The 25,490-nt window shown below is 69.4% G+C and carries 19 protein-coding genes and 1 pseudogene; 14 read left to right on the top strand and 6 right to left on the bottom strand.

The annotated features are described in order from the left end of the window. Positions 1-50: 50 nt before the first annotated feature. On the bottom strand, positions 51-845 hold the full coding sequence (locus tag JK361_RS23955) for an MIP/aquaporin family protein (protein WP_201821592.1): 795 nt from the start codon (positions 843-845) through the stop codon (positions 51-53). Between the two features lie 355 nt (positions 846-1,200). Then, entirely contained in the window at positions 1,201-1,965 is a 765-nt protein-coding gene (locus tag JK361_RS23950; RefSeq protein WP_201821590.1) for an IclR family transcriptional regulator, read from the bottom strand. Positions 1,966-2,239: 274 nt separating this feature from the next. Here JK361_RS23950 and metH point away from each other — a divergent pair, with 274 nt between their 5' ends. From metH to JK361_RS23930, 4 genes are all read left to right on the top strand, one after another. Next, on the top strand, positions 2,240-5,755 hold the full coding sequence (gene metH, locus JK361_RS23945; protein ID WP_201821588.1) for a methionine synthase: 3,516 nt from the start codon (positions 2,240-2,242) through the stop codon (positions 5,753-5,755). Between the two features lie 112 nt (positions 5,756-5,867). Further along, a complete protein-coding gene (locus JK361_RS23940; protein ID WP_201821586.1) occupies positions 5,868-6,569 on the top strand; it encodes an HAD family hydrolase in 702 nt (233 codons plus the stop codon). Between the two features lie 458 nt (positions 6,570-7,027). Next, positions 7,028-8,632, top strand: coding sequence for an ABC transporter substrate-binding protein (locus tag JK361_RS23935; RefSeq protein ID WP_201821584.1), 1,605 nt, complete (start codon positions 7,028-7,030; stop codon positions 8,630-8,632). Between the two features lie 97 nt (positions 8,633-8,729). Then, positions 8,730-10,310 carry an ABC transporter substrate-binding protein gene (locus JK361_RS23930; RefSeq protein WP_201821582.1) on the top strand — a complete coding sequence of 527 codons (1,581 nt, stop codon included), beginning with the start codon at positions 8,730-8,732 and terminating at the stop codon, positions 10,308-10,310. 80 nt (positions 10,311-10,390) lie between these two features. Here the strand turns inward: JK361_RS23930 and JK361_RS23925 are convergent, their stop codons facing one another. Together JK361_RS23925 and JK361_RS23920 are read right to left on the bottom strand one after the other, a co-directional pair. Continuing rightward, positions 10,391-11,062 (bottom strand): response regulator, encoded by a 672-nt coding sequence (locus tag JK361_RS23925; protein ID WP_010045368.1) that lies wholly within the window; start codon positions 11,060-11,062, stop codon positions 10,391-10,393. A gap of 53 nt (positions 11,063-11,115) precedes the next feature. Continuing rightward, positions 11,116-12,276, bottom strand: coding sequence for a RecB family exonuclease (locus tag JK361_RS23920; RefSeq protein ID WP_307787316.1), 1,161 nt, complete (start codon positions 12,274-12,276; stop codon positions 11,116-11,118). A gap of 179 nt (positions 12,277-12,455) precedes the next feature. Between JK361_RS23920 and JK361_RS23915 the strand changes: the two genes are divergently transcribed. The 3 genes from JK361_RS23915 to JK361_RS23905 all read left to right on the top strand — a co-directional run bounded on the left by JK361_RS23915 (position 12,456) and on the right by JK361_RS23905 (position 16,035). Then, on the top strand, positions 12,456-14,183 hold the full coding sequence (locus JK361_RS23915; RefSeq protein ID WP_201821580.1) for a site-2 protease family protein: 1,728 nt from the start codon (positions 12,456-12,458) through the stop codon (positions 14,181-14,183). A 125-nt stretch (positions 14,184-14,308) separates the two neighbouring features. Then, positions 14,309-15,211 (top strand): tRNA (adenine-N1)-methyltransferase, encoded by a 903-nt coding sequence (locus tag JK361_RS23910; protein WP_030608343.1) that lies wholly within the window; start codon positions 14,309-14,311, stop codon positions 15,209-15,211. Between the two features lie 242 nt (positions 15,212-15,453). Beyond that, positions 15,454-16,035, top strand: coding sequence for a hypothetical protein (locus JK361_RS23905; protein ID WP_201821578.1), 582 nt, complete (start codon positions 15,454-15,456; stop codon positions 16,033-16,035). Positions 16,036-16,042: 7 nt separating this feature from the next. Here the strand turns inward: JK361_RS23905 and JK361_RS23900 are convergent, their stop codons facing one another. Continuing rightward, positions 16,043-16,345, bottom strand: coding sequence for a ferredoxin (locus JK361_RS23900; protein ID WP_201821576.1), 303 nt, complete (start codon positions 16,343-16,345; stop codon positions 16,043-16,045). Positions 16,346-16,867: 522 nt separating this feature from the next. Here JK361_RS23900 and arc point away from each other — a divergent pair. The 6 genes and pseudogenes from arc (at position 16,868) to prcA (ending at position 23,011) form a co-directional block, all read left to right on the top strand. After that, a complete protein-coding gene (arc, locus tag JK361_RS23895) occupies positions 16,868-18,634 on the top strand; it encodes a proteasome ATPase (protein ID WP_201821567.1) in 1,767 nt (588 codons plus the stop codon). A 232-nt stretch (positions 18,635-18,866) separates the two neighbouring features. Continuing rightward, the gene (gene dop, locus JK361_RS23890) at positions 18,867-20,378 is read left to right on the top strand and encodes a depupylase/deamidase Dop (protein ID WP_353051235.1); all 1,512 of its coding nucleotides are present in this window, start codon (positions 18,867-18,869) and stop codon (positions 20,376-20,378) included. A gap of 181 nt (positions 20,379-20,559) precedes the next feature. Then, positions 20,560-20,778, top strand: coding sequence for a ubiquitin-like protein Pup (locus tag JK361_RS23885; RefSeq protein WP_201821565.1), 219 nt, complete (start codon positions 20,560-20,562; stop codon positions 20,776-20,778). 32 nt (positions 20,779-20,810) lie between these two features. Further along, positions 20,811-21,415 (top strand): annotated as a pseudogene (locus JK361_RS23880) (endonuclease VII domain-containing protein). After that, positions 21,367-22,212: a proteasome subunit beta gene (prcB, locus tag JK361_RS23875; protein ID WP_201821564.1), complete on the top strand. Its 846-nt coding sequence runs from the start codon at positions 21,367-21,369 to the stop codon at positions 22,210-22,212. Before JK361_RS23880 ends, prcB begins: the two are co-directional and overlap by 49 nt. A gap of 61 nt (positions 22,213-22,273) precedes the next feature. Beyond that, the gene (gene prcA, locus JK361_RS23870) at positions 22,274-23,011 is read left to right on the top strand and encodes a proteasome subunit alpha (protein WP_201821562.1); all 738 of its coding nucleotides are present in this window, start codon (positions 22,274-22,276) and stop codon (positions 23,009-23,011) included. A gap of 52 nt (positions 23,012-23,063) precedes the next feature. Here the strand turns inward: prcA and JK361_RS23865 are convergent, their stop codons facing one another. Further along, complete coding sequence (locus JK361_RS23865; protein WP_201821560.1) at positions 23,064-24,083, bottom strand: LacI family DNA-binding transcriptional regulator; 1,020 nt, start codon at positions 24,081-24,083, stop codon at positions 23,064-23,066. Positions 24,084-24,221: 138 nt separating this feature from the next. Between JK361_RS23865 and JK361_RS23860 the strand changes: the two genes are divergently transcribed. Continuing rightward, positions 24,222-25,481, top strand: coding sequence for an MFS transporter (locus JK361_RS23860; protein ID WP_201821558.1), 1,260 nt, complete (start codon positions 24,222-24,224; stop codon positions 25,479-25,481). Positions 25,482-25,490 lie beyond the last annotated feature (9 nt).

The following is a 25,490-nucleotide window of genomic DNA, read 5'->3' as shown; positions in this document are numbered from 1 at the left end:
ATGGGGCTGTACGGCGCGTGCTCGAAGACTCGGTGCTTTCCGCGTGCTTCTTAAGCGAAGGCGACGTTGTAGATGCCTGCGGCGATCGCGGCGCCGATCAGCGGACCGACCACCGGGATCCAGGCGTAGCTCCAGTCGGAACCGCCCTTGTTGGGCAGCGGCAGCAGGGCGTGCACGATGCGCGGGCCCAGGTCACGGGCCGGGTTGATCGCGTAGCCCGTCGGGCCGCCGAGCGACAGGCCGATCGACACCACCACGAACGCGGTGATCAGACCGCCGAGGATGCCGAGGCCGTTGCCCTTGTCGTTCAGGCCCTGGGTCAGGACCGCGAGGATCAGCACCACGGTGCCGATGATCTCCGTGGCGAGGTTCTGCACGGCGTTCCGGATCTCCGGACCGGTGGAGAAGACACCGAGGACCGGGCCGGCGCCCTTCTCCTGGGCCTCGACCGCCTTGGCCGTGGTGGCCTGCGCACCCGGACCGCCGACGATCTCCTTGTCGGTCAGGTGGGCGTGGAACTGGCCGTAGTAGGCGACCCACACCAGAGCCGCGCCGATCATCGCGCCGAGCAGCTGGCCGGCGAAGTAGACCGGAACGTTGCCCCAGTCGCTGTCCTTGATGGCCAGGGCGACGGTGACGGCCGGGTTGAGGTGCGCCCCGGACAGCGGTCCGGAGATGTACACGGCCGTCAGGACGGCGAAGCCCCACCCGAAGGTGATGGCGAGCCAACCGGCGTTACGGGCCTTGGAGGCCTTGAGTGTGACGGCGGCGCAGACGCCGCCACCGAGCAGGATGAGTATGGCGGTACCGATGGTCTCGCCGATGAAGATGTCGGAGCTGGACACCCGCGACTCCTTTGTCCTTCGTCCAGGGTTAGCCGAACCCCGGTCCCGCCGGAGGTTCTGGCGCCCTCGGGGGTGAGAGCGATGCCGGCCCTTGGCGTTGTCACACTCTAGCGCGTATTGCCGGTAGGTGTTCGACAATGCCGACCGATGGACGGGAGTCTTGTTCGGCGTTACGCGTGCGTCAAGAGTTCTGTTATCGAAAACAGGATCGTTATTGATCGCTGCGGGTTATCGACCCTTCGTACGCGGACGTACGATCTACCCCAATTTGTCCATTTCAGGGTAGATCAACAGCCGGAACGCCGCCTGGCGTCCCGGTCGTTCCGGTCGTGATGCCGCGCGGCCGCCGGCCGCCTCAGAACCGCCCGCCGCCCAGGTCGCGGGAGACCGCGCGGGCGCAGTCGCGCACCGCCGCGATCAGCTCGGGGCGCAGCTCGCCCTCCCGGCACAGCCGCTCCACGGCCCCGGTGATACCGACCGCGCCCACGGGCATCCGGCGCCGGTTGTGGATGGGGGCGGCGATCGACGCCACGCCCTCCCAGGTCTCCTCCACGTCGGCCGCGTACCCACGCGCGCGTGTGAGGTCCAGGAGGCGCTCGAAAGCGTCCGGATCGCACACCGTGCGGTCCGTGAAGGGCTTGCGGTCGGCCTCCACCGCCTCGCTGTGCGCCACCGGGTCGTACGCGGAGAGCACCTTGCCCAGCGCCGTCGAGTGCAGCGGCTGCATGGCCCCGATCTCCAGGACCTGCCGGCTGTCGTCGGGCCGGAAGACGTGGTGCACGATCAGGACGCCCTGCTGGTGCAGGACGCCCAGGTACACGCTCTCCCCACTGGACCGGGCCAGGTCGTCGGCCCACACCAGGGCCCGCGCGCGCAGTTCGTGCACGTCGAGATAGGTGGTGCCCAGGCGCAGCAGCTCCGCGCCCAGCTGGTAGCGGCCGGAGGCGTCGTCCTGCTCCACGAAGCCCTCCTGCTGGAGGGTGCGCAGGATTCCGTGGGCGGTGCCCTTGGCGAGGCCCAGCGACGAGGCGATGTCGGAGAGGCCCAGCCGCCGTTCGCCGCCCGCGAGCAGCCGCAGCATCGCCGCCGCCCGTTCGAGCGACTGGATGTTCCGTGACATCGCCGTCCTGCCTCCGTCCCCTTTGACTGCCCGCGGCACAGTCGCCGTTCGGCAATGCCGAACACTACCGGTCCATGCCGACTCCTCGCTAATGCTCGGTCGTCACCTGTTACATCACACGTGGCCCGAGCGTGGCATCCGGGCCACCCTGTCCGTCTCGTGGACGCCGGTGCCCATCCAAGCCGACTCCCGGTTACGCTGGCGCCGTGCGGCAACCCCGTCCTGTCAGGGAAGCCGCATAGCCGACAGCCGTCGCATCCCAGGGAGCCCCTACATGGCCTCGTCGCCGACGTCCCCTTCCGCCGACAGCCGGACCCGTGTGTCCGCGCTCCGTGAGGCACTCGCCACCCGTGTGGTGGTCGCCGACGGAGCCATGGGCACGATGCTCCAGGCCCAGGATCCGACCCTCGAGGACTTCCAGGACCTCGAGGGCTGCAACGAGATCCTCAACCTCACCCGCCCCGACATCGTCCGCTCCGTCCACGAGGCGTACTTCGCCGTGGGCGTCGACTGCGTCGAGACCAACACCTTCGGAGCCAACCACTCCGCCCTCGGCGAGTACGACATCCCCGAGCGCGTGCACGAGCTGTCCGAGGCGGGCGCCCGGGTGGCCCGCGAGGTCGCCGACGAGTTCACCGCGAAGGACGGCCGCCCGCGCTGGGTGCTCGGCTCGATGGGCCCCGGCACCAAACTCCCCACCCTCGGCCACGCCCCCTACACCACCCTCCGCGACGCCTACCAGCGCAACGCCGAGGGCCTCGTCACCGGCGGCGCCGACGCCCTGCTGGTGGAGACCACCCAGGACCTCCTGCAGACCAAGGCCGCCGTCCTCGGCGCCCGGCGCGGCCTGGAGGCCCTCGGCCTGGACCTGCCGGTCATCGTGTCCGTGACCGTCGAGACCACCGGCACCATGCTGCTCGGCTCCGAGATCGGCGCGGCCCTGACCGCGCTGGAGCCGCTGGGCATCGACATGATCGGCCTGAACTGCGCCACCGGCCCGGCCGAGATGAGCGAGCACCTGCGCTACCTCGCCCGCACCGCACGCATCCCCCTGGCCTGCATGCCCAACGCGGGCCTGCCCGTCCTCGGCAAGGACGGCGCGCACTACCCGCTGACCGCACCGGAGCTGGCCGACGCGCAGGAGACCTTCGTCCGCGAGTACGGCCTCTCCCTCGTCGGCGGCTGCTGCGGCACCACCCCCGAACACCTGCGCCAGGTCGTCGAACGCGTCCGGAACCTGACCCCGTCCCCGCGGCAGCCGCGCCCCGAGCCCGGCGCCGCCTCCCTCTACCAGTCGGTCCCGTTCCGGCAGGACACCTCCTACCTGGCCATCGGCGAGCGCACCAACGCCAACGGCTCCAAGAAGTTCCGCGAGGCCATGCTGGAGGCCCGCTGGGACGACTGCGTGGAGATGGCCCGGGAGCAGATCCGCGAGGGCGCGCACATGCTCGACCTGTGCGTGGACTACGTCGGCCGCGACGGCGTGGCCGACATGGAGGAACTGGCCGGACGGTTCGCCACCGCCTCCACCCTGCCGATCGTGCTGGACTCCACCGAGGTCGACGTCATCCAGGCCGGCCTGGAGAAGCTGGGCGGCCGCGCGGTGATCAACTCGGTGAACTACGAGGACGGCGACGGCCCCGACTCCCGCTTCGCCAAGGTCACCCGGCTCGCCCGCGAGCACGGTGCCGCACTGATCGCGCTCACGATCGACGAGGTCGGCCAGGCCCGCACCCCGGAGAAGAAGGTCGAGATCGCCGAACGGCTGATCGACGACCTGACCGGGAACTGGGGCATCCGCGAGGAGGACATCCTCATCGACACCCTGACCTTCACCATCTGCACCGGTCAGGAGGAGTCCCGCGGCGACGGCATCGCCACCATCGAGGCGATCCGCGAGCTGAAGAGGCGCCACCCGGCGGTACAGACCACCCTGGGCCTGTCGAACATCTCCTTCGGCCTGAACCCCGCCGCCCGGATCCTGCTGAACTCCGTCTTCCTGGACGAATGCGTCAAGGCGGGCCTGGACTCGGCGATCGTGCACGCCTCGAAGATCCTGCCGATCGCCCGCTTCGACGAGGAGCAGGTGCAGACCGCACTGGACCTGATCTACGACCGGCGGTCCGAGGGATACGACCCCCTCCAGAAGCTGATGGAACTCTTCGAGGGCGCCACGGCGAAGTCGCTGAAGGCCGGCAAGGCGGAGGAACTGGCGGCGCTGCCGCTGGAGGAGCGGCTGAAGCGGCGGATCATCGACGGCGAGCGCAACGGCCTGGAGGCCGACCTGGACGCCGCCCTCACCGACCGGCCGGCGCTCGACATCGTCAACGAAACCCTGCTGGACGGCATGAAGGTCGTCGGCGAGCTGTTCGGGTCCGGGCAGATGCAGCTGCCGTTCGTGCTCCAGTCCGCCGAGGTGATGAAGGCCGCGGTCGCCTACCTCGAACCGCACATGGAGAAGTCGGACGCCGAGGGCAAGGGCACCATCGTGCTGGCGACCGTGCGCGGGGACGTGCACGACATCGGCAAGAACCTCGTCGACATCATCCTGTCCAACAACGGCTACAACGTCGTCAACCTGGGCATCAAGCAGCCGGTCTCGGCGATCCTGGAGGCCGCCGAGGAACACCGGGCCGACGTCATCGGCATGTCCGGGCTCCTGGTGAAGTCCACGGTCATCATGAAGGAGAACCTGGAGGAGCTGAACCAGCGCGGCCTGGCCGTCCGCTTCCCCGTCATCCTCGGCGGCGCCGCCCTCACCCGCGCCTACGTCGAGCAGGACCTGCACGAGATCTACGAGGGCGAGGTCCGCTACGCCCGGGACGCCTTCGAGGGCCTGCGCCTGATGGACGCCCTCATCGGCGTCAAGCGGGGCGTGCCGGGCGCCAAACTGCCCGAGCTGCGCCAGCGCCGGGTCCGCGCCACCGCCGCCCCGGAAGCCGACGAACGCCCGCAGGAAGGCCACGTCCGCTCCGACGTCGCCACCGACAACCCCGTGCCCGCCCCGCCCTTCTGGGAGACCCGGGTGATCAAGGGGATCCAGCTCAAGGAGTACGCGAGCTGGCTGGACGAGGGCGCGCTGTTCAAGGGCCAGTGGGGACTGAAGCAGGCCCGCACCGGCGAGGGACCCACCTACGAGGAACTCGTGGAGAGCGAGGGCCGGCCCCGGCTGCGCGGCCTGCTCGACCGGCTCCAGACCGAGAACCTGCTGGAGGCGGCCGTCGTCTACGGCTACTTCCCGTGCGTGTCCAAGGACGACGACCTCATCATCCTGGACGAGCGGGGCAACGAGCGCACCCGCTTCACCTTCCCGCGCCAGCGCCGCGGCCGGCGCCTGTGCCTCGCCGACTTCTTCCGCCCGGAGGAGTCGGGCGAGACGGACGTGGTCGGCTTCCAGGTCGTCACCGTCGGCTCCCGCATCGGCGAGGAGACCGCCAAACTGTTCGAGGCCAACGCCTACCGCGACTACCTCGAACTGCACGGCCTGTCGGTACAGCTGGCAGAGGCACTGGCCGAGTACTGGCACGCCCGGGTCCGCGCGGAACTCGGCTTCGCCGGCGAGGACCCCGCCGACATCGAGGACATGTTCGCCCTGAAGTACCGCGGCGCCCGCTTCTCCCTCGGCTACGGCGCCTGCCCCGACCTGGAGGACCGCGCCAAGATCGCCGACCTGCTCCAGCCCGAGCGGATCGGGGTCCACCTGTCCGAGGAGTTCCAGCTCCACCCCGAACAGTCCACGGACGCGATCGTGATCCACCACCCCGAGGCGAAGTACTTCAACGCACGGTGACGCGTGTCTCACCCAGCACACTGATCGGATAAGACGTACACTGGTCGGTCCACTGCAGGCCGGTTCCCAGCCCGGGAACCGGCCTGGTCGTCCCTCGAGGAGGTGCGCCCGGATGACCAGTACGGTCCCCGCGCTAGGAACCCGCACGGCCGAAGGCTCCGCCCTGCAAGCGGTGCTCCTCGACATGGACGGCACCCTGGTGGACACCGAAGGGTTCTGGTGGGACGTCGAGGTGGAGGTCTTCGCCTCCCTCGGGCACACCCTGGACGACACCTGGCGCCATGTCGTGGTCGGCGGTCCCATGACCCGCAGCGCCGGCTTCCTCATCGAGGCCACCGGCGCCGACATCACCCTCGCCGAACTCAGCGTGCTGCTCAACGAGGGCTTCGAGGACCGGATCGGCCGGAGCCTGCCGCTGATGCCGGGCGCCGCCCGCCTTCTCGCCGAGCTGTACGAGTACGAGATCCCGACCGCCCTGGTCTCCGCCTCCCACCGGCGCATCATCGACCGCGTACTGACCGTGCTGGGCCCCCACCACTTCGCCCTCTCCATCGCCGGCGACGAGGTCTCCCGCACCAAGCCCTTCCCGGACCCCTATCTGCTCGCCGCCGCCGGGCTCGGCGCCGATCCGGCCAGATGCGCCGTGGTCGAGGACACCGCCACCGGCGTCGCCGCCGCCGAGGCGGCGGGCTGCCGCGTCGTCGCCGTCCCCTCCGTCGCATCCATCGGGCCGGCCGCGGGGCGCACCGTCGTCTCCTCCCTGGAACAGGTCGACCTGGCATTCCTCCGGGACATGATGACGCAACTGCGCTAGCCCGTCACAGGCGGTATCCCCGCCGAACAGCATGATCGAGTGCAATGTGCACCGATCACGCCGGACGTATTTACGGGGAAGTGCACCCCAGTGGAATTCACCGTGCACCCGGGGCCGAATTCCGCTGACCGGCCACACAGTTGGAACTGTGAGGTTCCCCACGCGGGCGGGCCTCGACAACGTTGGCCAAGTGTGCTGAACGCCCCCGAACGAGGAGTTTCGGCGGGACCTTGTGTCCCGATTGGGGGGATGCTGCACGAATCCTGCCGCTGTCGGGTTTTCGGTGTGTCCGCGACCGGTTCCACTGCGTGATGGGGGGTCAACTCACGCGGCTGTGAGCCCCCCTGCAGGCGCGGACTAATCTCATCGCGAGAACATCGCCGAGAACCCCCACGGTCCGCCGCACCACCCATGCATGCCGGATACAGGGACCCGAACAGCTCTGGAGAAACTCCCGCATGAACCGCAAGACTTTGGTGCTGCCGGCGGTGGCCGGCCTGCTCACCCCGGTTCTCGCCGCATGCGGCGGATCCGACAGCGGGAGCAAGAGCGGTGACGCCATCGTCGTCGGTACGACGGACCAGTTCACGGCCACCACGGACGTCCCCGCGCCCCTCGACCCGGCCTACGCCTACGACGTCGGCACCTGGAACATCCTGCGCCAGTCCGTGCAGACCCTGATGGCGCAGCCCAAGGGTGAGGGCGAGCCCGTCCCGGACGCCGCCGAGAGCTGCTCCTTCACCGACAGCGGCAGCGAGCGCTACGCCTGCAAGCTCCGCGAGGGCCTGACCTTCGCGAGCGGCGACCCGGTGACCGCCGCGGACGTCAAGTACTCCATCGAGCGGGCCCTGCGCATCAACGCGGACAGCGGTGTCTCCGCCCTGCTGAACACCATCGACACCATCGAGACGCAGGGCGACCGCGAGGTCGTCTTCCACCTGAAGACGGCCGACGCCACCTTCCCCTACAAGCTGTCCACTCCGGTCGCGGGCATCGTCAACCCCGAGGACTACGCGAAGGACAAGCTCCGCGACGGCTTCGACGTCGACGGATCCGGCCCCTACACCTTCAAGGCCGACGTCGAGAACGACGCCATCGTCAGCGCCACCTTCACCAAGAACCCTTCCTACAAGGGCAGCGTGACGGTGAACAACGACAAGGTCGAGCTGCGCGCCTTCGCCGACGCCGACGCCATGGGCAACGCCATCGACAAGGGCGACATCGACGTCATGACCCGCACCATGTCGCCCGCCCAGATCCAGAAGCTGGACGCCGGCAGCGGCGACAAGGTCGACCTGGTCGACATGCCGGGCCTGGAGATCCGCTACCTGGCCTTCAACACCGACGCGCCCACCGTCAAGTCCAAGGCCGTGCGCCAGGCCATGGCCCAGCTCATCAACCGCGGCGAAGTGGTCTCCAAGGTCTACGGCACCGAGGCCGAGCCGCTGTACTCGCTGGTCCCGGCCACCATCACCGGCCACTCCAACTCGTTCTTCAACAAGTACGGCAACCCCAGCGTCGCGAAGGCCAAGTCCCTGCTCGACAAGGCCGGCATCACCACCCCGGTGAAGCTGACCCTGCACTACACCACCGACCACTACGGCTCGGCCACCAAGCAGGAGTTCGAGATCCTGCAGAAGCAGCTCAACGACAGCGGCCTGTTCGACGCCTCCATCGAGGGCCACCCCTGGAAGACGTTCCGGCCCACCGAGCAGAAGGGCCAGTACGACGTCTACGGAATGGGCTGGTTCCCCGACTTCCCGGACGCCGACAACTTCATCGCGCCCTTCCTCGACAAGAACAACTTCCTCGGCTCGCCGTACGACAACAGCACCATCCAGCACACGCTGATCCCGCAGTCCCGCCGCGAGGCGGACCGGCTCAGCGCCTCCAAGAGCCTGACCGAGATCCAGGACACCGTCGCCGAGGACGTCCCCGTCCTCCCGCTGTGGCAGGGCAAGCAGTACGTCGCCGCACGGGACGACATCACGGGCGTGGCCTACGCCCTCAACTCCTCCTCGACGCTCCAGCTGTGGGAGCTCGGCCGCGGTGTGAGCGGCTGACGGCTCTCCTCACCCGGGGCCGAGCACAGCACGGCCCCGGGGCCCGGGACCAGGGACGGTTGACCCGGGCTGACGAACCGACGACAAGGCACTGCAAGTGAACATGCGCAACCAGTGGCCAGTCCTGCCCATCGTGGCGGGACTGGCCTCCGGCCTGCTGACCGGCTGCGGATCCGAGACCGGTGACTCCGGGGGCACCGGCTCCTCCGTGGTGATGGGGATGTCCGACGACGTCCTCGCCACGGACCCCGCATCCGGCTACGACCCCGGCTCCTGGCTGTTGTTCAACAACGTCTTCCAGTCACTGCTCAGCTTCCCCAAGGGCGCGACCGAACCCCAGCCCGAACTGGCGAAGCAGTGCGGCTTCACCGACACCCGGGCCATGGTCTACAAGTGCGTGCTGAAGGACGGGTTGAAGTTCAGCAACGGTGACGCCCTCACCTCCGAGGACGTGAAGTTCTCCTTCGACCGCATGCTGAAGATCGACGACCCCGCCGGTCCAGCGATCATGTTCCCGATGCTCGACAAGGTCGAGACACCGGACGAGAAGACGGCCGTCTTCCACCTGAAGGTGCCCGACGCCACCTTCCCCAGCAAGATCGCCTCCGGCGCCGGCTCCATCGTGGACCACGCCCAGTACGACGCGAACGGCCTGCGCACCGACCACAAGGCCGTCGGCTCGGGCCCCTACCAGCTGGACTCCTTCGACAAGGACCAGGCGGTCTTCTCCGTCAACGGCAACTACCAGGGCACCGCCAAGACCAAGAACAACGGCGTCACCCTGAAGTTCTTCCACGGCGACCGCACCGCCCTGAAGCAGGCGCTCCTCGACGGCGACATCGACATCGCCTACCGCGGCCTGACCGCCTCCGACGTCGCCCAGCTCGACCAGCAGGACGACAGCAAGGGCGTCGACGTCATCGAGGGCAGCAGCGCCGAGGTCCAGCACCTGGTCTTCAACATGAAGGACCCGGTCGCCGGCAAGCTCGGCGTCCGCAAGGCCCTCGCCTACCTCATCGACCGCGACGCCCTCATCAAGGACGTCTACGAGGGCACCGCCACCCCGCTGTACTCGATCATCCCGGCGGGCATCGCGGGCCACAACACCGCCTTCTTCGACACCTACGGCGCCCGCCCCTCCAAGACCAAGGCCGCCGCCGCACTCCACGCCGACGGCATCACCGCCAAGGTCAAGCTCACCCTGTGGTCCACGCCGTCCCGCTACGGCCCCGCCACCGACGAGGAACTGAAGGCCATCGCCGGCCAGCTCAACGCCAGCGGCCTGTTCGACGCCGACGTCAAGTCCATCGCCTTCGACCAGTACGAGAAGGACATCGCCGCCGGCAAGTACGGCGTCTACGTGAAGGGCTGGGTGCCCGACTACCCGGACGCCGACAACTTCACGGCCCCCTTCTTCGGCAAGGGCAACGTGCTGGACAACAACTACAGCAACCGCGACATCACCGGAACCCTCATCCCCGGCACCGCCGCACAGAGCGACCGCGCCGCGACCGACAAGGAGTTCGGCAAGCTTCAGGACATCGTCGCCGACGAACTGCCCGTCCTGCCGGTCTGGCAGGCCAAGCAGTACGCGGTCGTCCGTGACGGCGTGTACGGCCTGGAGTACTGCCTGGACGCCTCCACGGTGTTCCGGTTCTGGGAACTCAGCAAGAGCTGACGCCGACACGGCAAGGGCGCCCTCCCCCCTCGGGGGAAGGGCGCCCTTCGCCGTCGTACGGACCCGCCCCGCCCTGCCGGCTACTGCGCGCCGGGACGCACCAGACCGCTCTCGTACGCGTACACGGCCGCCTGCACCCGGTCCCTGAGCCCCAGCTTGGTCAGCACATGCCCCACATGCGTCTTCACCGTCGTCTCACTCACGAACAGATCGGCCGCGATCTCCGCGTTGGACAGTCCCCGCGCCACCAGCTTCAGCACCTCCACCTCACGGTCGGTGAGGGTGTGCAGGGTGTCCGGCACCGGCTCCTCACCCGACGGCAGATGCGTGGCGTACTTGTCCAGCAGCCGCCGCGTGATGCTCGGCGCCAGCATGGCCTCACCGGCCGCCACCACCCGGATCGCCTGCACCAGCTCGTTGGCGGGCGCGTCCTTGAGCAGAAAACCGCTGGCCCCGGCGCGCAGCGCCTCCACCACGTACTCGTCCAGGTCGAACGTGGTCAGCACCAGCACCTTGGCCGGACCGTCCCGCCCGGGCCCGGTGATCTGCCGGGTGGCCTCCACACCGTCCATCCGCGGCATCCGGATGTCCATGAGCACGACATCCGGCTGAAGCGCTCGTACCTGATCGAGGGCCTGAAGGCCGTCACCGGCCTCGCCCACGACCGCGAGGTCCTGCTCGGCCTCCAGGATCATCCGGAAACCCGTACGCAGCAGGGGCTGGTCGTCGACCAGTAGGACGCGGATGGCCACGTGACACTCCTTCGCTAGTCCGGCCCCATTCTGCCCTGCGCCGGACCACCGCCTCACACCGTCCCGGACCCGGGCGTCCCGACCGGCAGCGGGTAGGGCGGGGGAGTACCGCCGAACTCCGGGCAGCGCGCCTGATGGTCGCACCAGCCGCACAGCTTCGTCGGCCGCGGCCGCCAGTTCCCGGTCTCCGTGGCCTGCCTGATCGCCTCCCACAACGCGTGCAGCTTGCGCTCCACCCGCTCCAGATCGGCGGGGACCGGGTCGTACGTCAGCACATCCCCGCTGCCCAGATAGACCAGCTGCAGCCGGCGCGGCACCACCCGCTTCAGCCGCCACACGACCAGGGCGTAGAACTTCATCTGGAACAGCGCGCCCTCGGCGTACTCCGGGCGCGGCGCCTTGCCCGTCTTGTAGTCGACGATCCGCACCTCGCCGGTCGGCGCCACGTCCACCCGGTCGATGATCCCGCGCAGCCGCAGCCCCGACTCCAGCTCCGCCTCCACGAACAACTCCCGCTCGGCCGGCTCCAGCCGCGTCGGGTCCTCCAGCGTGAACCAGCGCTCCACGAGCCGCTCCGCCTCGGCCAGCCACCCGGCCAGCCGCTCCCCCTCCGGGTCGTCGGCGAACAGCTCCGTCACCTCCGGGCGGCTCTCCCGCAGCCGGTCCCACTGCCCCGGGATCAGCGACTTCGCCCGCGGCGCGGTCCGCTCCCCGGCCGGCGCGTCGAACAGCCGCTCCAGCACGGCGTGCACCAGCGTGCCCCGCGTCGCCGCCGCGCTCGGCTTCTCCGGCAGCCGGTCGATCACCCGGAACCGGTACAGCAGCGGACACTGCATGAAGTCACTGGCCCGGGAGGGCGACAGCGAGGTCGGAGCGACAGCCTTCCGCTCCCCGGCCATCCCGACAGCACCCCCGCCCCCCACATCACCACTCACCACCGCGTCGCCGCCCGCCTCCGCGCCGCCGGCCGTCTCCTGGGTGGTGCCGTTCGTCTCCGGGGTGCCGGCCGTCTCCTGGGTGATGCCGTTCGTCTCCAGGGTGCCAGCCGTCTCCGCGCCGCCGCCGCTCACGACGGGGCCGCCGCCCGGGACCGGGCCTGCCGCCTCCCGGCCGTCCTCCCGGTCACCGCTTCCGACGGTGCCGCTCGCCGGATCGGCCGCCGCCCCGTCCGCGCCGCCCGGCAGGGCCGCCGCCTCGTCGATGCTGCTGTCCATGCCCACAGACCTTACGGCCCAGCACTGACAGTGACCCAGTCGCCGCCCGCGTCACCCGTGCGTCATCGGGGCAAACCCAGGGGGTGCCGGGGCGGAACGTGCCACCACGGCCGCATACCATCGACCAGAGACCCTTCCGTCCGGCAGGTGCGGAAGGACGCTTCGAACGAGGGGACACCGTGGACGCGAGCGGCGGGAGCGGGCAGCCGCGGTCCGGCAACGACGAGCCGGCCGAGCACCCCGCGGACCCTACGGCCCCGGCGACCGGACCCACCGACCGCTCCGGCCCCGAGCCCGAACCCACGACGCCCCGGCAGCCCGTCCCTCCCGCACCCCGGGAGCAGAGCAGGGCGCAGAACGAGACCGAGGACAGGACCCAGCCCGAGCCCGAGGCCGAGCCCGACACTGAGGCCGAGCCCGACACTGAGGCCGAGCCCGAGACTGAGGCCGAGGCCGAGGACAGGGAACCGGACACGAAGACCCCGCCCCGTACACCGGCCGGCGACACGACACCCCCCGCCCCGGCCCCCGCGGAGCCCGACCACCGGGCCCCCGGTACCGCCGAAGGCCACCGACCCACGGGCGACCACCGGGCCCCCGGCGCCACCGGCGACCACCGGGCCCCCGGCGCCACCGGCGACCACGGGTCCCCCGGCCCCACGGGCGATCACCGGGCCCCCGGCGCCGCCCACGACCACCGGTCCCTCGCGCACACCGGGATCGCCAAAGGCCGGCCGCCCGAGCCGCGCCCCAAGGAACCCGGCGGCGGCATCCTCATGGGCCGCCCCTTCGGCGTACCCGTCTACGTCGCCCCGAGCTGGTTCCTCGTCGCCGCCCTCATCACGTGGGTCTTCGGCGGACAGCTCGACCGCGTGCTGCCCGAGCTGGGCGCCGCCCGCTACCTGGTCTCCCTCTTCTTCGCCGTCGCCTTCTACGCCTCCGTCCTGATCCACGAACTGGCCCACACGGTCGCCGCCATACGTTTCAAACTCCCCGTCCGCCGCATCCAGCTGCAGTTCTTCGGCGGCGTCTCGGAGATCGAGAAAGAGGCCGAATCCCCCGGCCGCGAGTTCGTCCTGGCCTTCGTCGGCCCCCTGCTCTCCCTCGTCCTGGCCGGCCTGTTCTACCTCGCCATGAAACCCGTCGAACCCGGCACCGTACCGGGCGTCCTGCTCGCCGGCCTGATGGTCTCCAACCTCATCGTGGCGATCTTCAACCTCCTCCCCGGCCTCCCCCTCGACGGCGGCCGCATGCTCCGCGCCGTCGTCTGGAAGATCACCGGCAAACCGATGAGCGGCACCGTCGCCGCCGCCTGGGTCGGCCGCGCCCTCGCCATCTCCGTCCTCATCGGCCTGCCCCTGCTCAACTCCTCCGGCGCCCTCGGCGGCGGCAGCGAGGACAGAGGCGGCATGGACACCGTCACCGACGCCCTGCTCGCCGCCATCCTCGCCGCGATCATCTGGACCGGCGCCGGCAACAGCCTGCGCATGGCCCGACTGCGCGAACACCTCCCCGAACTGCGCGCCCGCGCCCTCACCCGGCGAGCCGTCCCCGTCGAGAACGACACCCCCCTCTCCGAGGCCCTGCGCCGCGCCAACGCCGCCGGAGCCCGCGCCCTGGTCGTGGTCGACGCCGACGGACACCCCCTCTCACTCGTCCGCGAGGCCGCCATCGTCGGCGTACCCGAGCACCGCCGCCCCTGGGTCGCCGTCAGCGGCCTGGCCCAGGACCTCACCGACGGCATGCGGGTCTCCGCCGAACTGGCCGGAGAAGAACTCCTCGACGTCCTGCGCGCCACCCCGGCCACCGAATACCTCGTCGTCGAGGAGACCGGCGAGATCTACGGCGTCCTGTCCGCGGCCGACGTCGAACGCGCCTTCGTCAAGGCGATGGCACGACCGGCCTGAGACACCCCCGGACACCCGGAAACCCACCCGACCGAACACGACGGCCCCCACACCCCCCACCCACCCGCTGCCCCCCCACCCCACGGATGGCCGAGCCCCCGCCGGGGAACCGGTAGTCTGTTCACATGTCCGAACCGACCGGTGCCGCCCGCAGGCGCGGGCCCTTCAAGGTCGGGGACCAGGTACAGCTGACCGACCCCAAGGGCCGCCACTACACGTTCACGCTCGAAGCCGGGAAGAACTTCCACACCCACAAGGGCTCCTTCCCGCACGACGAACTGATCGGCGCTCCCGAGGGCAGCGTTGTCCGCACCACCGGCAACGTCGCCTACCTCGCGCTGCGCCCCCTGCTCCCCGACTACGTCCTGTCCATGCCCCGCGGGGCAGCCGTCGTCTACCCCAAGGACGCGGGGCAGATCCTCGCCTTCGCCGACATCTTCCCCGGCGCCCGCGTCGTCGAAGCCGGCGTCGGCTCCGGATCGCTCAGCAGCTTCCTGCTGCGCGCCATCGGCGACCAGGGCATGCTGCACTCCTACGAGCGCCGCGAGGACTTCGCCGAGATCGCCAAGCAGAACGTGGAACGCTACTTCGGCGGCCCCCACCCCGCCTGGCAGCTCACCGTCGGCGACCTCCAGGACAACCTGTCCGACACCGACGTCGACCGCGTCATCCTCGACATGCTCGCCCCCTGGGAATGCCTCGAGGCCGTCTCCAAGGCACTCGTCCCCGGCGGCATCCTCTGCTGCTACGTGGCCACCACCACCCAGCTCGCCCGGACCGTCGAGTCCATCCGCGAGATCGGCTGCTTCAACGAGCCGACCGCCTGGGAGACCATGATCCGCAACTGGCACATCGAGGGCCTGGCCGTCCGCCCCGACCACCGCATGATCGGCCACACCGGCTTCCTGCTCACCGCCCGCCGCCTCGCCGACGGCGTCGAGCCCCCCATGCGCCGCCGCCGCCCCGCCAAGGGCGCCTACGGCGAGGACTACGCCGGCCCCAACGCCGACGGCGGCGCCGGCCGCTGACCCGCCGCACACGCGCACAACACCAGGGCGCCGTGGTCGAGTTCCCCCCACCCACGGGAACTCGACCACGGCGCCCCCGCGTTGACACGACACCAGCACCCCCACGCCCCCGAGCCCCGGACCCCCACACGCCGAGCCACACCGCCCACGGCAATCCCGGACCCCGCCGTTCCCCCCCGACTGTGACGTGTGGCACCATGCAGGCCACCCCACCGGCACAGCCCTCACAGGAGACACTCCTCGTGCAGCAATCCGCCGTTCCGGAGCTCGCCCACACCCAGACCCGGCCCATCCACTGGGTCGCCACCGCCACAGCCGTCGCCGGCGTCGTGGCCCTCTCCGCCCTCGTCCAGCCCGGATCGGCCACCGCCGCCCAGACCACCACCGACATCCGGACCCGGTCCGCCCCCGCCGCCCTCGCACCCCCCAGCACGACCGGCGTGGACTTCCCCCTGCAATGCGGACCCGTCAAAGCGGTCGTCACCAAGAAAGCCACCGCAGACCTCGACGGCGACGGCCAACCGGAAACAGTCGCCGTCGTGCACTGCGACGCCCCCATGGGCACCCCACCCGACGGGATCTACGTCCTCACCCGCTCCACCCACAGCAACAAGCCACGCGTGATCGCCACCCTCGTCCAACCCAAGGAACGGCTCACCGTCACCGACTTCGCCATACACGAGCGCGCCGTCTCCGCCACCCTCCTCGGCTACTCCTCGGACACCGTGCCCAGTTGCTGCCCCGACACGAAGACCCCGGCCACCTGGCAGTGGAACGGCAACGCCTTCCTCCGCTCCACCCCGGCCGGGGCCCACAGCGTCTGAACCCGGCTCACTCCGCCCCGGGCCCGTACACCTCCACCTGATCCACAACCCGGCGCACGTGGATGCACTCGCCCGGACACTCCCTCGCCGAGTCCACCACATCCGTCAGCAACGGCAACGGCACCGGCACGGTCGCCCCAGGAGCCTGGAGCAGCTCCTCGTCCCCGCCCTTCACATACGCCAGCCCGTCGATGTCCAGCTCGAACACCTCCGGAGCGTACTGAGCACAGATCCCGTCGCCGGTACACAGATCCTGGTCGATCCAGACCTCCAGCGCCTCGCCGCCCGGGGCCTCCTGCTGCACGGTCATCTCTCCTGCCGTCGGTTCGCCGGAACCGACCGGACGCCGAGACGGCCAGCCCGGTCCGCTCCAGCGGCTGTTGAACACCCCCGACCCTACCTCCGCCCCCAACACCACCGACCGGGACCGGCCCCGGGTTTCCCACCCCACCCCCTCGGGTACCAGCGCCGGACCGGGACACAGCTGCCACCGCGGCCGGATCGCACACCCCAGGCCGCCACAGCAGTCACACCACCCGACTGAACCGTCGCTCTGCGTGATGAACGCCCGAGCGCCCTCCGTGCTGCCCGCACACCCCACGGCACAACCCGCAGCGGACAACTCCGGCCAGTCACGAAGGGTTTTGACCACGCCATGCATGGAACAAGCTGCTTTCCCCTCACGTTCAGTGGGTATCCCCTCCGTGCGAGGGAGTGTGCACCGGGTGACCGACGACACACCTTGACAGTCTTTGTGATCTAGGGGTTTCAATCGACACCCACCCAGGTAGGGTCTGGAAGCGTCCAGCTCCCCTTGGAGGAGGTGAGGACCGTGGCAGCCCACGACGACGACATGAACCGCGGCATCCGCCCGGGACGCGGGTCCGACGACCCGGCCGGGCAGATCGCCTACCTTGAGCAGGAGATCGCCGTCCTGCGCCGCAAGCTCGCCGACTCTCCGCGCCACACGAGGATTCTCGAAGAGCGGATCGTCGAGCTGCAGACCAATCTGGCCGGCGTCTCCGCCCAGAACGAGCGACTGGCCAACACCCTCCGCGAGGCCCGCGACCAGATCGTGGCCCTCAAAGAGGAAGTCGACCGGCTCGCCCAGCCACCGGCCGGCTTCGGTGTCTTCCTGCAAGCCAACGAGGACGGCACCGCCGACATCTTCACCGGCGGCCGCAAACTGCGGGTGAACGTCAGCCCCAGCGTCGAACTCGACGACCTGCGGCGCGGCCAGGAAGTCATGCTCAACGAAGCGCTCAACGTGGTCGAGGCCATGGAATACGAGCGCGTCGGCGACATCGTCACCCTCAAGGAAATCCTCGAGGACGGCGAGCGCGCCCTCGTACTGGGGCACACCGACGAGGAACGGGTGGTACGGCTCGCCGAGCCGCTGCTGGACGTCACCATCCGCCCCGGCGACGCCCTCCTCCTCGAACCCCGCTCCGGCTACGTCTACGAAGTCGTACCCAAGAGCGAGGTCGAGGAACTCGTCCTCGAAGAGGTACCCGACATCGGCTACGAGCAGATCGGAGGCCTCGGCAACCAGATCGAGGCCATCCGCGACGCCGTCGAGCTGCCGTACCTCTACCCCGACCTGTTCCGCGAGCACGAGCTCCGCCCGCCCAAGGGCGTCCTGCTCTACGGCCCCCCCGGCTGCGGCAAGACACTCATCGCCAAGGCCGTCGCGAACTCACTCGCCAAAAAGGTCGCCGAGGTCACCGGCCAAGCCGCCGGCAAGAGCTTCTTCCTCAACATCAAGGGACCCGAGCTCCTCAACAAGTACGTCGGCGAAACCGAGCGACAGATCCGCCTCGTCTTCCAGCGAGCCCGCGAGAAAGCCAGCGAGGGCACCCCCGTCATCGTCTTCTTCGACGAGATGGAATCCCTCTTCCGCACCCGCGGCTCCGGCGTCAGCTCGGACGTGGAGAACACCATCGTCCCCCAGTTGCTCGCCGAGATCGACGGCGTCGAAGGCCTCCAGAACGTGGTCGTCATCGGCGCCTCCAACCGCGAAGACATGATCGACCCCGCCATCCTGCGCCCCGGCCGACTCGACGTGAAGATCAAGATCGAGCGCCCGGACGCCGAAGCCGCCAAGGACATCTTCGGCAAGTACCTCACCGAACGCCTCCCCCTGCACGCCGACGACCTCGGCGAACACGGCGGAGACAAGGCCACCACCGTCCAGAGCATGATCCAGACGGCGGTCGAGCAGATGTACGCCGAATCCGAGGAAAACCGCTTCCTGGAAGTCACCTACGCCAACGGCGACAAGGAAGTCCTCTACTTCAAGGACTTCAACTCCGGCGCCATGATCGAAAACATCGTCGGACGCGCCAAGAAAATGGCGATCAAGGACTTCCTCGAAAAGACCCAGAAGGGCCTCCGCGTCTCCCACCTGCTCCAAGCCTGCGTGGACGAGTTCAAGGAGAACGAGGACCTGCCCAACACCACCAACCCGGACGACTGGGCCCGCATCTCCGGAAAGAAGGGCGAGCGGATCGTCTACATCCGCACCCTCATCACCGGAAAGCAGGGCGCGGACACCGGACGCTCCATCGACACGGTGGCGAACACCGGTCAATACCTGTAAAAGCAGGGCGGCTGCGGGTGCCCTCACCGGGTACCCGCAGCCGACTGTTTTTCCGGCCACGACCGGAGCAGCCAATGACGCAAATGATCTCCCCACCAGCGCAAAGCCGTTCTAGGCTCGTTCCTACCGCCGAGTCGCGCAGTGTGGGGACGGGCACCGCACACGCACCGGAGCGCCAGCGGTACTTGAGCGGCACCCACGACCGAGGGCGCCGCCGGGCAAGGAGGGCCGCATGACCGTACGGCGAGTAATGGGCATCGAGACGGAGTACGGGATCTCCGTCCCCGGCCACCCCAACGCCAATGCCATGCTCACCTCATCCCAGATCGTCAACGCCTACGCAGCGGCGATGCACCGGGCCCGCCGGGCCCGCTGGGACTTCGAGGAGGAGAACCCGCTCCGGGACGCGCGAGGCTTCGACCTCGCCCGGGAAGCCGCCGACGCCAGCCAGCTCACCGACGAGGACATCGGCCTCGCCAACGTGATCCTGACCAACGGCGCCCGCCTCTACGTCGACCATGCCCACCCCGAATACAGCGCCCCCGAGGTCACCAACCCCCGCGACGCCGTCCTCTGGGACAAGGCCGGCGAACGCATCATGGCCGAGGCCGCCGAACGGGCCGCCCAGCTCCCCGGCGCCCAGCCCATCCACCTCTACAAGAACAACACCGACAACAAGGGCGCCAGCTACGGCACGCACGAGAACTACCTGATGAAGCGGGAGACCCCCTTCTCGGACATCGTCCGCCACCTCACGCCCTTCTTCGTCTCCCGCCAGGTCTTCGCCGGAGCCGGCCGCGTCGGCATCGGCCAGGACGGCCACGAACACGGCTTCCAGCTCAGCCAGCGCGCCGACTACTTCGAAGTCGAGGTCGGCCTCGAAACCACCCTCAAACGCCCCATCATCAACACCCGCGACGAGCCGCACGCCGACGCCGAGAAGTACCGCCGCCTCCACGTGATCATCGGCGACGCCAACCTCTCCGAGATCTCCACCTACCTCAAACTCGGCACCACCGCCCTGGTGCTCTCCATGATCGAAGACGGCTTCATCGCCGTCGACCTGGCCGTCGACCAGCCCGTCCGCACCCTCCACCAGGTCTCCCACGACCCCTCCCTCCAGCGCCTCATCACCCTGCGCAGCGGACGCACACTCACCGCGGTCCAGCTCCAGATGGAGTACTTCGAACTGGCCCGCAAGTACGTCGAGGAACGCCACGGCGCCGACGCCGACGACCAGACCAAGGACGTCCTCAGCCGCTGGGAGGACACCCTCACCCGGCTCGAGAACGACCCCATGAGCCTGGCCGGCGAACTCGACTGGGTCGCCAAACGAGAACTCATGGAGGGCTACCGCCGCCGCGACAGCCTCGACTGGGACGCCGCCAAGCTCCACCTCCTGGACCTCCAGTACGCCGACGTACGCGCCGAGAAGGGCCTCTACAACCGCCTCGTGGCCCGCGGACGCATCAAACGCCTCCTGGACGAGTCCGAGGTCGACACGGCCCGCACCAAGCCCCCGGAGGACACCCGGGCCTACTTCCGCGGCCGCTGCCTGGAGCAGTACGCCGACGACGTCGCCGCGGCCAGCTGGGACTCGGTCATCTTCGACCTCCCCGGCCGGGACAGCCTCCAGCGCGTTCCAACCCTGGAACCCCTACGCGGAACGCGAAATCACGTCAAGGAACTGCTCGACCGCTGCCGCACCGCGGAAGACCTGGTCAGGGTCCTGTCAGGCGGCTGAGCGCGAGCGACGGCTGGATCAGCGGGTACTCGTACCGTCCCGGACGGCGGGTGGAAATCCCCCCGTCCGGGAATCATCGAGATGGCCCCCGCACGTTGTGGAAACTGCGGGGCCGATGTCGGACCCGGACTATAGGGTCTGATCATCACCGATCGGCAGCGAACTGAGCGGGGTGAGGGACATGGCAACCAAGGACACCGGCGGCGGCCAGCAGAAGGCGACGCACTCGACGGAAGAGGTCGAGGAGCAGACCCAGGACGCACAGGCCTCCGAGGACCTGAAGGAACGGCACGAGAAGCTGTCGGACGACGTGGACTCGGTGCTGGACGAAATTGACGATGTCCTCGAGGAGAATGCCGAGGACTTCGTGCGCTCATTCGTTCAGAAAGGCGGCCAGTAGCCTTCGAATCGAAGGCTATGAGGGCGGGGGGCATGGCAAGCGAAGAGGGCATGAAGTGCTGCGTGCGGTGCGGCGAATCGAAGCCGCACGCAGCCTTCGCCAAGCGTCGATCGAATCTTGACGGTCTGCAGCGACATTGCCGGGAGTGCGCATCGGACTATCACCGGGCGCGCCAGGAAAGCCTCGGCAAGAAGGCCAGGCCGAAGGTCGAGGTGCCTGAGGGCTCCAAGTTCTGCCTGAAGTGCGGTGAGATCAAGCCGTGGAGCGAGTGGCATCGAAACGCGACCGCATCGGACGGCTTGTCCACGCGCTGCAAGGCGTGCCGCGCGGCCGATGGGCGAGCCCGTCACCTGAAGCGCAGCTACGGCCTCACCGAAGCCGAGCGAGATGCGATGGTCGTCTCTCAGCGCGGGCTCTGTGCCATCTGTCTGGACGCCCCGCCCGAGCATGTGGATCACTGCCACAAGACGGGTAGGGTCCGTGGCGTACTGTGCTTCAACTGCAATTCGGCCATCGGCAAATTGAGGGACGATCCCGACGTTGGCCGTCGTGCTGTTGCCTAGCTGTTGCCTATCTGGAAGGAAACCTGTGGAAGCCAACACTCGTGGCACCGGGCGTCTACCAGCTGCCTTCCTGACGCCGGGGTCCTCCTCCTTCATGGACTTCCTGTCCGAGCACCAGCCGGAGCTGCTGCCGGGCAAGCGGCAGCTGCCGCCCGCGCAGGGTGTGCTCGAGGCGCCGCACGGGACGACCATCGTGGCCGTGACGTTCCCGGGTGGTGTCGTGCTGGCCGGTGACCGCCGGGCCACGATGGGCAATGTGATCGCCCAGCGGGACATCGAGAAGGTCTTCCCGGCCGACGAGTACTCGGCGGTGGGTATCGCCGGCACCGCCGGTCTGGCCGTGGAGATGGTGAAGCTCTTCCAGCTGGAGCTGGAGCACTTCGAGAAGGTCGAGGGCGCTCAGCTGTCGCTGGAGGGCAAGGCGAACCGGCTGTCGACCATGATCCGGTCCAATCTGGGCATGGCCATGCAGGGTCTGGCGGTGGTGCCGCTGTTCGCGGGGTACGACGTGGACCGGGAGCGGGGGCGCATCTTCTCGTACGACGTCACGGGTGGCCGTTCGGAGGAGCACAACTTCGCGGCGACGGGATCGGGCTCGATCTTCGCCCGGGGTGCGATGAAGAAGCTGTTCCGTGACGACCTGACCGAGGAGCAGGCGACCACACTGGTGGTGCAGGCTCTCTATGACGCGGCTGACGACGACTCGGCGACCGGTGGTCCCGATGTCGCCCGCCGGATCTACCCGATCATCACCGTGATCACCGAGGACGGCTTCCGCAGGCTCACCGAGGAGGAGTCGTCGCAGTTGGCTCGCGCGGTGCTCCAGAAGCGCCTGGAGGAGCCGGACGGCCCCAAGGCCGCCCTGCTCTGAGCGTGGGCCCGGTTCTTATCTAGGTGATCCAGTGACCATGACAGAAAGGGACGGATAACCGGTGTCGACGCCGTTCTATGTCTCACCCCAGCAGGCGATGGCCGACCGGGCGGAGTACGCCCGCAAGGGCATCGCCCGCGGTCGCAGCCTGGTCGTGCTGCAGTATGCCGACGGCATCGTGTTCGTCGGTGAGAACCCGTCCCGTGCGCTGCACAAGTTCAGCGAGATCTACGACCGGATCGGCTTCGCGGCCGCCGGCAAGTACAACGAGTACGAGAATCTGCGGATCGGTGGTGTGCGCTACGCGGATCTGCGGGGTTACACGTACGACCGTGACGATGTGACGGCGCGCGGTCTGGCGAACGTGTATGCGCAGACGCTGGGCACGATCTTCTCTTCGGCGGCGGAGAAGCCGTACGAGGTGGAGCTGGTGGTGGCCGAGGTGGGGGAGACCCCTGATGGTGACCAGATCTACCGGCTGCCGCATGACGGTTCGATCGTGGATGAGCACGGTTCGGTCGCGGTGGGTGGTAACGCGGAGCAGATCAGCGGTTTCCTTGATCAGCGGCATCGTGACGGTATGTCGTTGGCGGAGGCGTTGAAGCTGGCGGTGCAGGCTCTGTCGCGGGACACCAACGGCAGTGAGCGGGAGATTCCCGCGGAGCGTCTGGAGGTGGCCGTGCTGGACCGTACGCGTCCGCAGAAGCGTAAGTTCAAGCGGATCGTCGGTCGTCAGCTGGGGCGTCTGCTGGAGGCGGACGGTGCGGGTACGGAAGCGGAGACTTCCGAGGACGAGTGATCCGTCGTTGTGCTGTGGTGCCCCGGCCGGGTTTCCGGCCGGGGCACCTGGCTTATGCGGGGGTGGGTGGCGGGGCTGTGGAGCCGCGGACGACGAGTTCGACGGGGATGTCTCCGCTGTCGGGTTCGCGGCCTTCCAGGACGGCCAGCAGGGCGCGCATGCCGTGTTCTCCGAAGAGTTCGGCGTCCAGTCGTACGGTGGTCAGTTCGGGGTCGATGGCGGTGGCCAGGGCGAGGTCGTCGAGGCCGGTGACGGAGATGTCGTCGGGGATGCGCAGGCCGAGGCGGCGTAGTGCTTTGTAGGCGCCCGCGGCGAGTTTGTCGTCGTCGCAGACGACGGCTGTGGGGCGGGGGCCGGGGGTGGTGAGTGCGGCTTCGGTGGCGGCCTGTGCTCCGTCGATGGAGATGGGGGCGCGGGCGGTGCGGATGTCGGTGCCGGGGGTGGTGGCCATGCGGGCGGCGAGTTCTTTGGCGCGGACTTCGAAGGTCCAGGAGGGTACGTCGGCGGCGAGGTGCAGGATGCGGCGGTGGCCGAGGTCGAGCAGGTGGGTGGTGACCTGGCGGACGCCGTCGGCGATGTCGAGGTTGACGGTTGCGGCGCCGAGGCTGCCGGCGGGGTCGCTGTCGAGCATGACGAGGGGTAGTTGGTCGCCGCGGATGGCGGTGAGGGCGTCGGCGGCCATGGAGGAGGCGATGACGCCGTCGAGGGCGGCCTGGGCGGAGGCGAAGGGGTCGCGGGCGGGGCCGATGCCTTCGGGGGAGGGGTAGAGGACGACGCCGAAGCCGTGTTCGGCGGCGACGCGGGCCGCGCCGGTGTAGACGCCGGCGAAGAATTCGGTGGTGAGGGCGGGGACGACGAGCAGGACGGTGCGGGTGTGGCCGAGGCGGAGGTTGCGGGCGGCGAGGTTGGGGCGGTAGCCGAGGTCGCGGGCGGCTTCGCGGACGCGTTGGGCGGTGGTCTCCGACACTCGGCCGCGCCATTTGTCGCCGAGGACGAGGGAGACGGCTGCCTGGGAGACCCCGGCCGCCTGGGCGACGTCCCGGCTGGTCGGGCGCGTGCTGCTGCGTGCCACCGTGGGGCTGCTCCTGTTCGTCTGGTGGTCGGCCGGTGGGTGTGGGGGTGCTTCGGCCGGTGTGGGTCGTCTGGACGTGTGAACAGCGGACATGGTACGTATGAGAAGCGACGTTATACGTAACACTTGGAGGCGGGCATGGCCACGGGATACCTGGAGATCCTGAAGGCGAGGCACGCGCTCCGGCTGCTCACCGGCACCCTGGTGGGGCGGCTGCCCAACGCGACCGCGGCCATCGCCCTGGTGCTGTTCGTGCGCGCCGGGGGCGGCACCTACAGTCTCGCCGGCGCGCTCGCGGCGGTGTACGGCGTCGCCAACGCGGTCGGCCAGCCGGTGCTGGGCCGGCTCGTGGACCTGTACGGGCAGCCGCGCGTCCAGCTGCCGGCGGCCGTCCTCGCGGCCCTCGCCATGTCGGTGTTCGCGTTCTGCGGGACGGATCCGCTGCCGCTGGCTTACGCGGCGGTCGCGGCGGCCGGCCTGTTCGCGCCGCCCCTGGAGGGCGGTCTGCGGGCCCTGTGGCCGTCCGTGCTGAGCCGTGAGGAGCAGGTGCACACCGCGTACGCCATGGACGCGATCGCCCAGGAGATCATGTTCACCGTCGGGCCGCTGCTGGTGACCCTGTGCGTGTCCCTGTGGGACGAGCGGGCCGCGCTGCTGGTGCTGAGCCTCCTGGGGGTGCTCGGTGCGCTCTCGGTGGTCGTCTCGCCGCCGTCGCGGGCGTGGCGCTCGGCGCCGCGTGAGGCGCACTGGCTGGGTGCGCTGCGCTCGCCCGGTCTGCTCGCGCTGCTCGCCGCGTTCCTGTTCATCGGTATCGCGCTGGGGTCCATCACGGTGGCGGCGGTGTCGTACGCCGACGGTCACGGTGGTGACGCGGTGTACGGCTGGCTGATGGCGGGGCTGGGGCTGGGGGCGCTGGCGGGCGGCACCGTGTACGGGGCCCGTCGGTGGGCGGGTGCGCCGGAGGGGCGACTGCGGGTGCTGGTGGCGCTTCTGGCGGTGTGTTACCTGCCGCTGGTGCTGACGCCGGGTGTGGTGGCGATGGTGCTGCTCAGTGTGGTCTCGGGGGTGTTCCTGGCGCCCTGTATCGCCTGTGCGTTCATCATCGTCGACCGGCACGCGCCGAGCGGCACCGTCACCGAGGCGTTCTCCTGGCTTGTGACGACGTTCACCGTGGGTGCGTCGGTGGGAACGGGCCTGGCGGGGCCGGTGGTCCAGGCCGGTGGCACGGTGTGGGGTTTCGCGCTGCCGAGTGTGGCGGGGGTGGTGTCGTTGCTGGTCCTGGTCGCCACCGGAGGGGTCCTCGCAGCTCCCGCGCGGGGAGGGGTTGTTGCGGCTTCATCGGAAAATGATCCAAATCGTGGCGCCGAACCCCGTTTCAGCTCGGGGGATCGGGCGTAATGTTCCCTC

The organism is Streptomyces musisoli (genome assembly GCF_016741855.1).
GTDB lineage: Bacteria > Actinomycetota > Actinomycetes > Streptomycetales > Streptomycetaceae > Streptomyces > Streptomyces musisoli.
This window is presented reverse-complemented; position numbering and strand designations above follow the sequence as displayed.

Coding starts and splice junctions, on each gene's coding strand:
- JK361_RS23860 (WP_201821558.1), top strand. CDS start 24,222: ATGGCCACGGGATACCTGGAGATCCTGAAGGCGAGGCACGCGCTCCGG.
- JK361_RS23935 (WP_201821584.1), top strand. CDS start 7,028: ATGAACCGCAAGACTTTGGTGCTGCCGGCGGTGGCCGGCCTGCTCACC.
- JK361_RS23910 (WP_030608343.1), top strand. CDS start 14,309: ATGTCCGAACCGACCGGTGCCGCCCGCAGGCGCGGGCCCTTCAAGGTC.
- JK361_RS23900 (WP_201821576.1), bottom strand. CDS start 16,345: ATGACCGTGCAGCAGGAGGCCCCGGGCGGCGAGGCGCTGGAGGTCTGG.
- JK361_RS23940 (WP_201821586.1), top strand. CDS start 5,868: ATGACCAGTACGGTCCCCGCGCTAGGAACCCGCACGGCCGAAGGCTCC.
- dop (WP_353051235.1), top strand. CDS start 18,867: ATGACCGTACGGCGAGTAATGGGCATCGAGACGGAGTACGGGATCTCC.
- JK361_RS23920 (WP_307787316.1), bottom strand. CDS start 12,276: ATGGACAGCAGCATCGACGAGGCGGCGGCCCTGCCGGGCGGCGCGGAC.
- JK361_RS23885 (WP_201821565.1), top strand. CDS start 20,560: ATGGCAACCAAGGACACCGGCGGCGGCCAGCAGAAGGCGACGCACTCG.
- metH (WP_201821588.1), top strand. CDS start 2,240: ATGGCCTCGTCGCCGACGTCCCCTTCCGCCGACAGCCGGACCCGTGTG.
- JK361_RS23950 (WP_201821590.1), bottom strand. CDS start 1,965: ATGTCACGGAACATCCAGTCGCTCGAACGGGCGGCGGCGATGCTGCGG.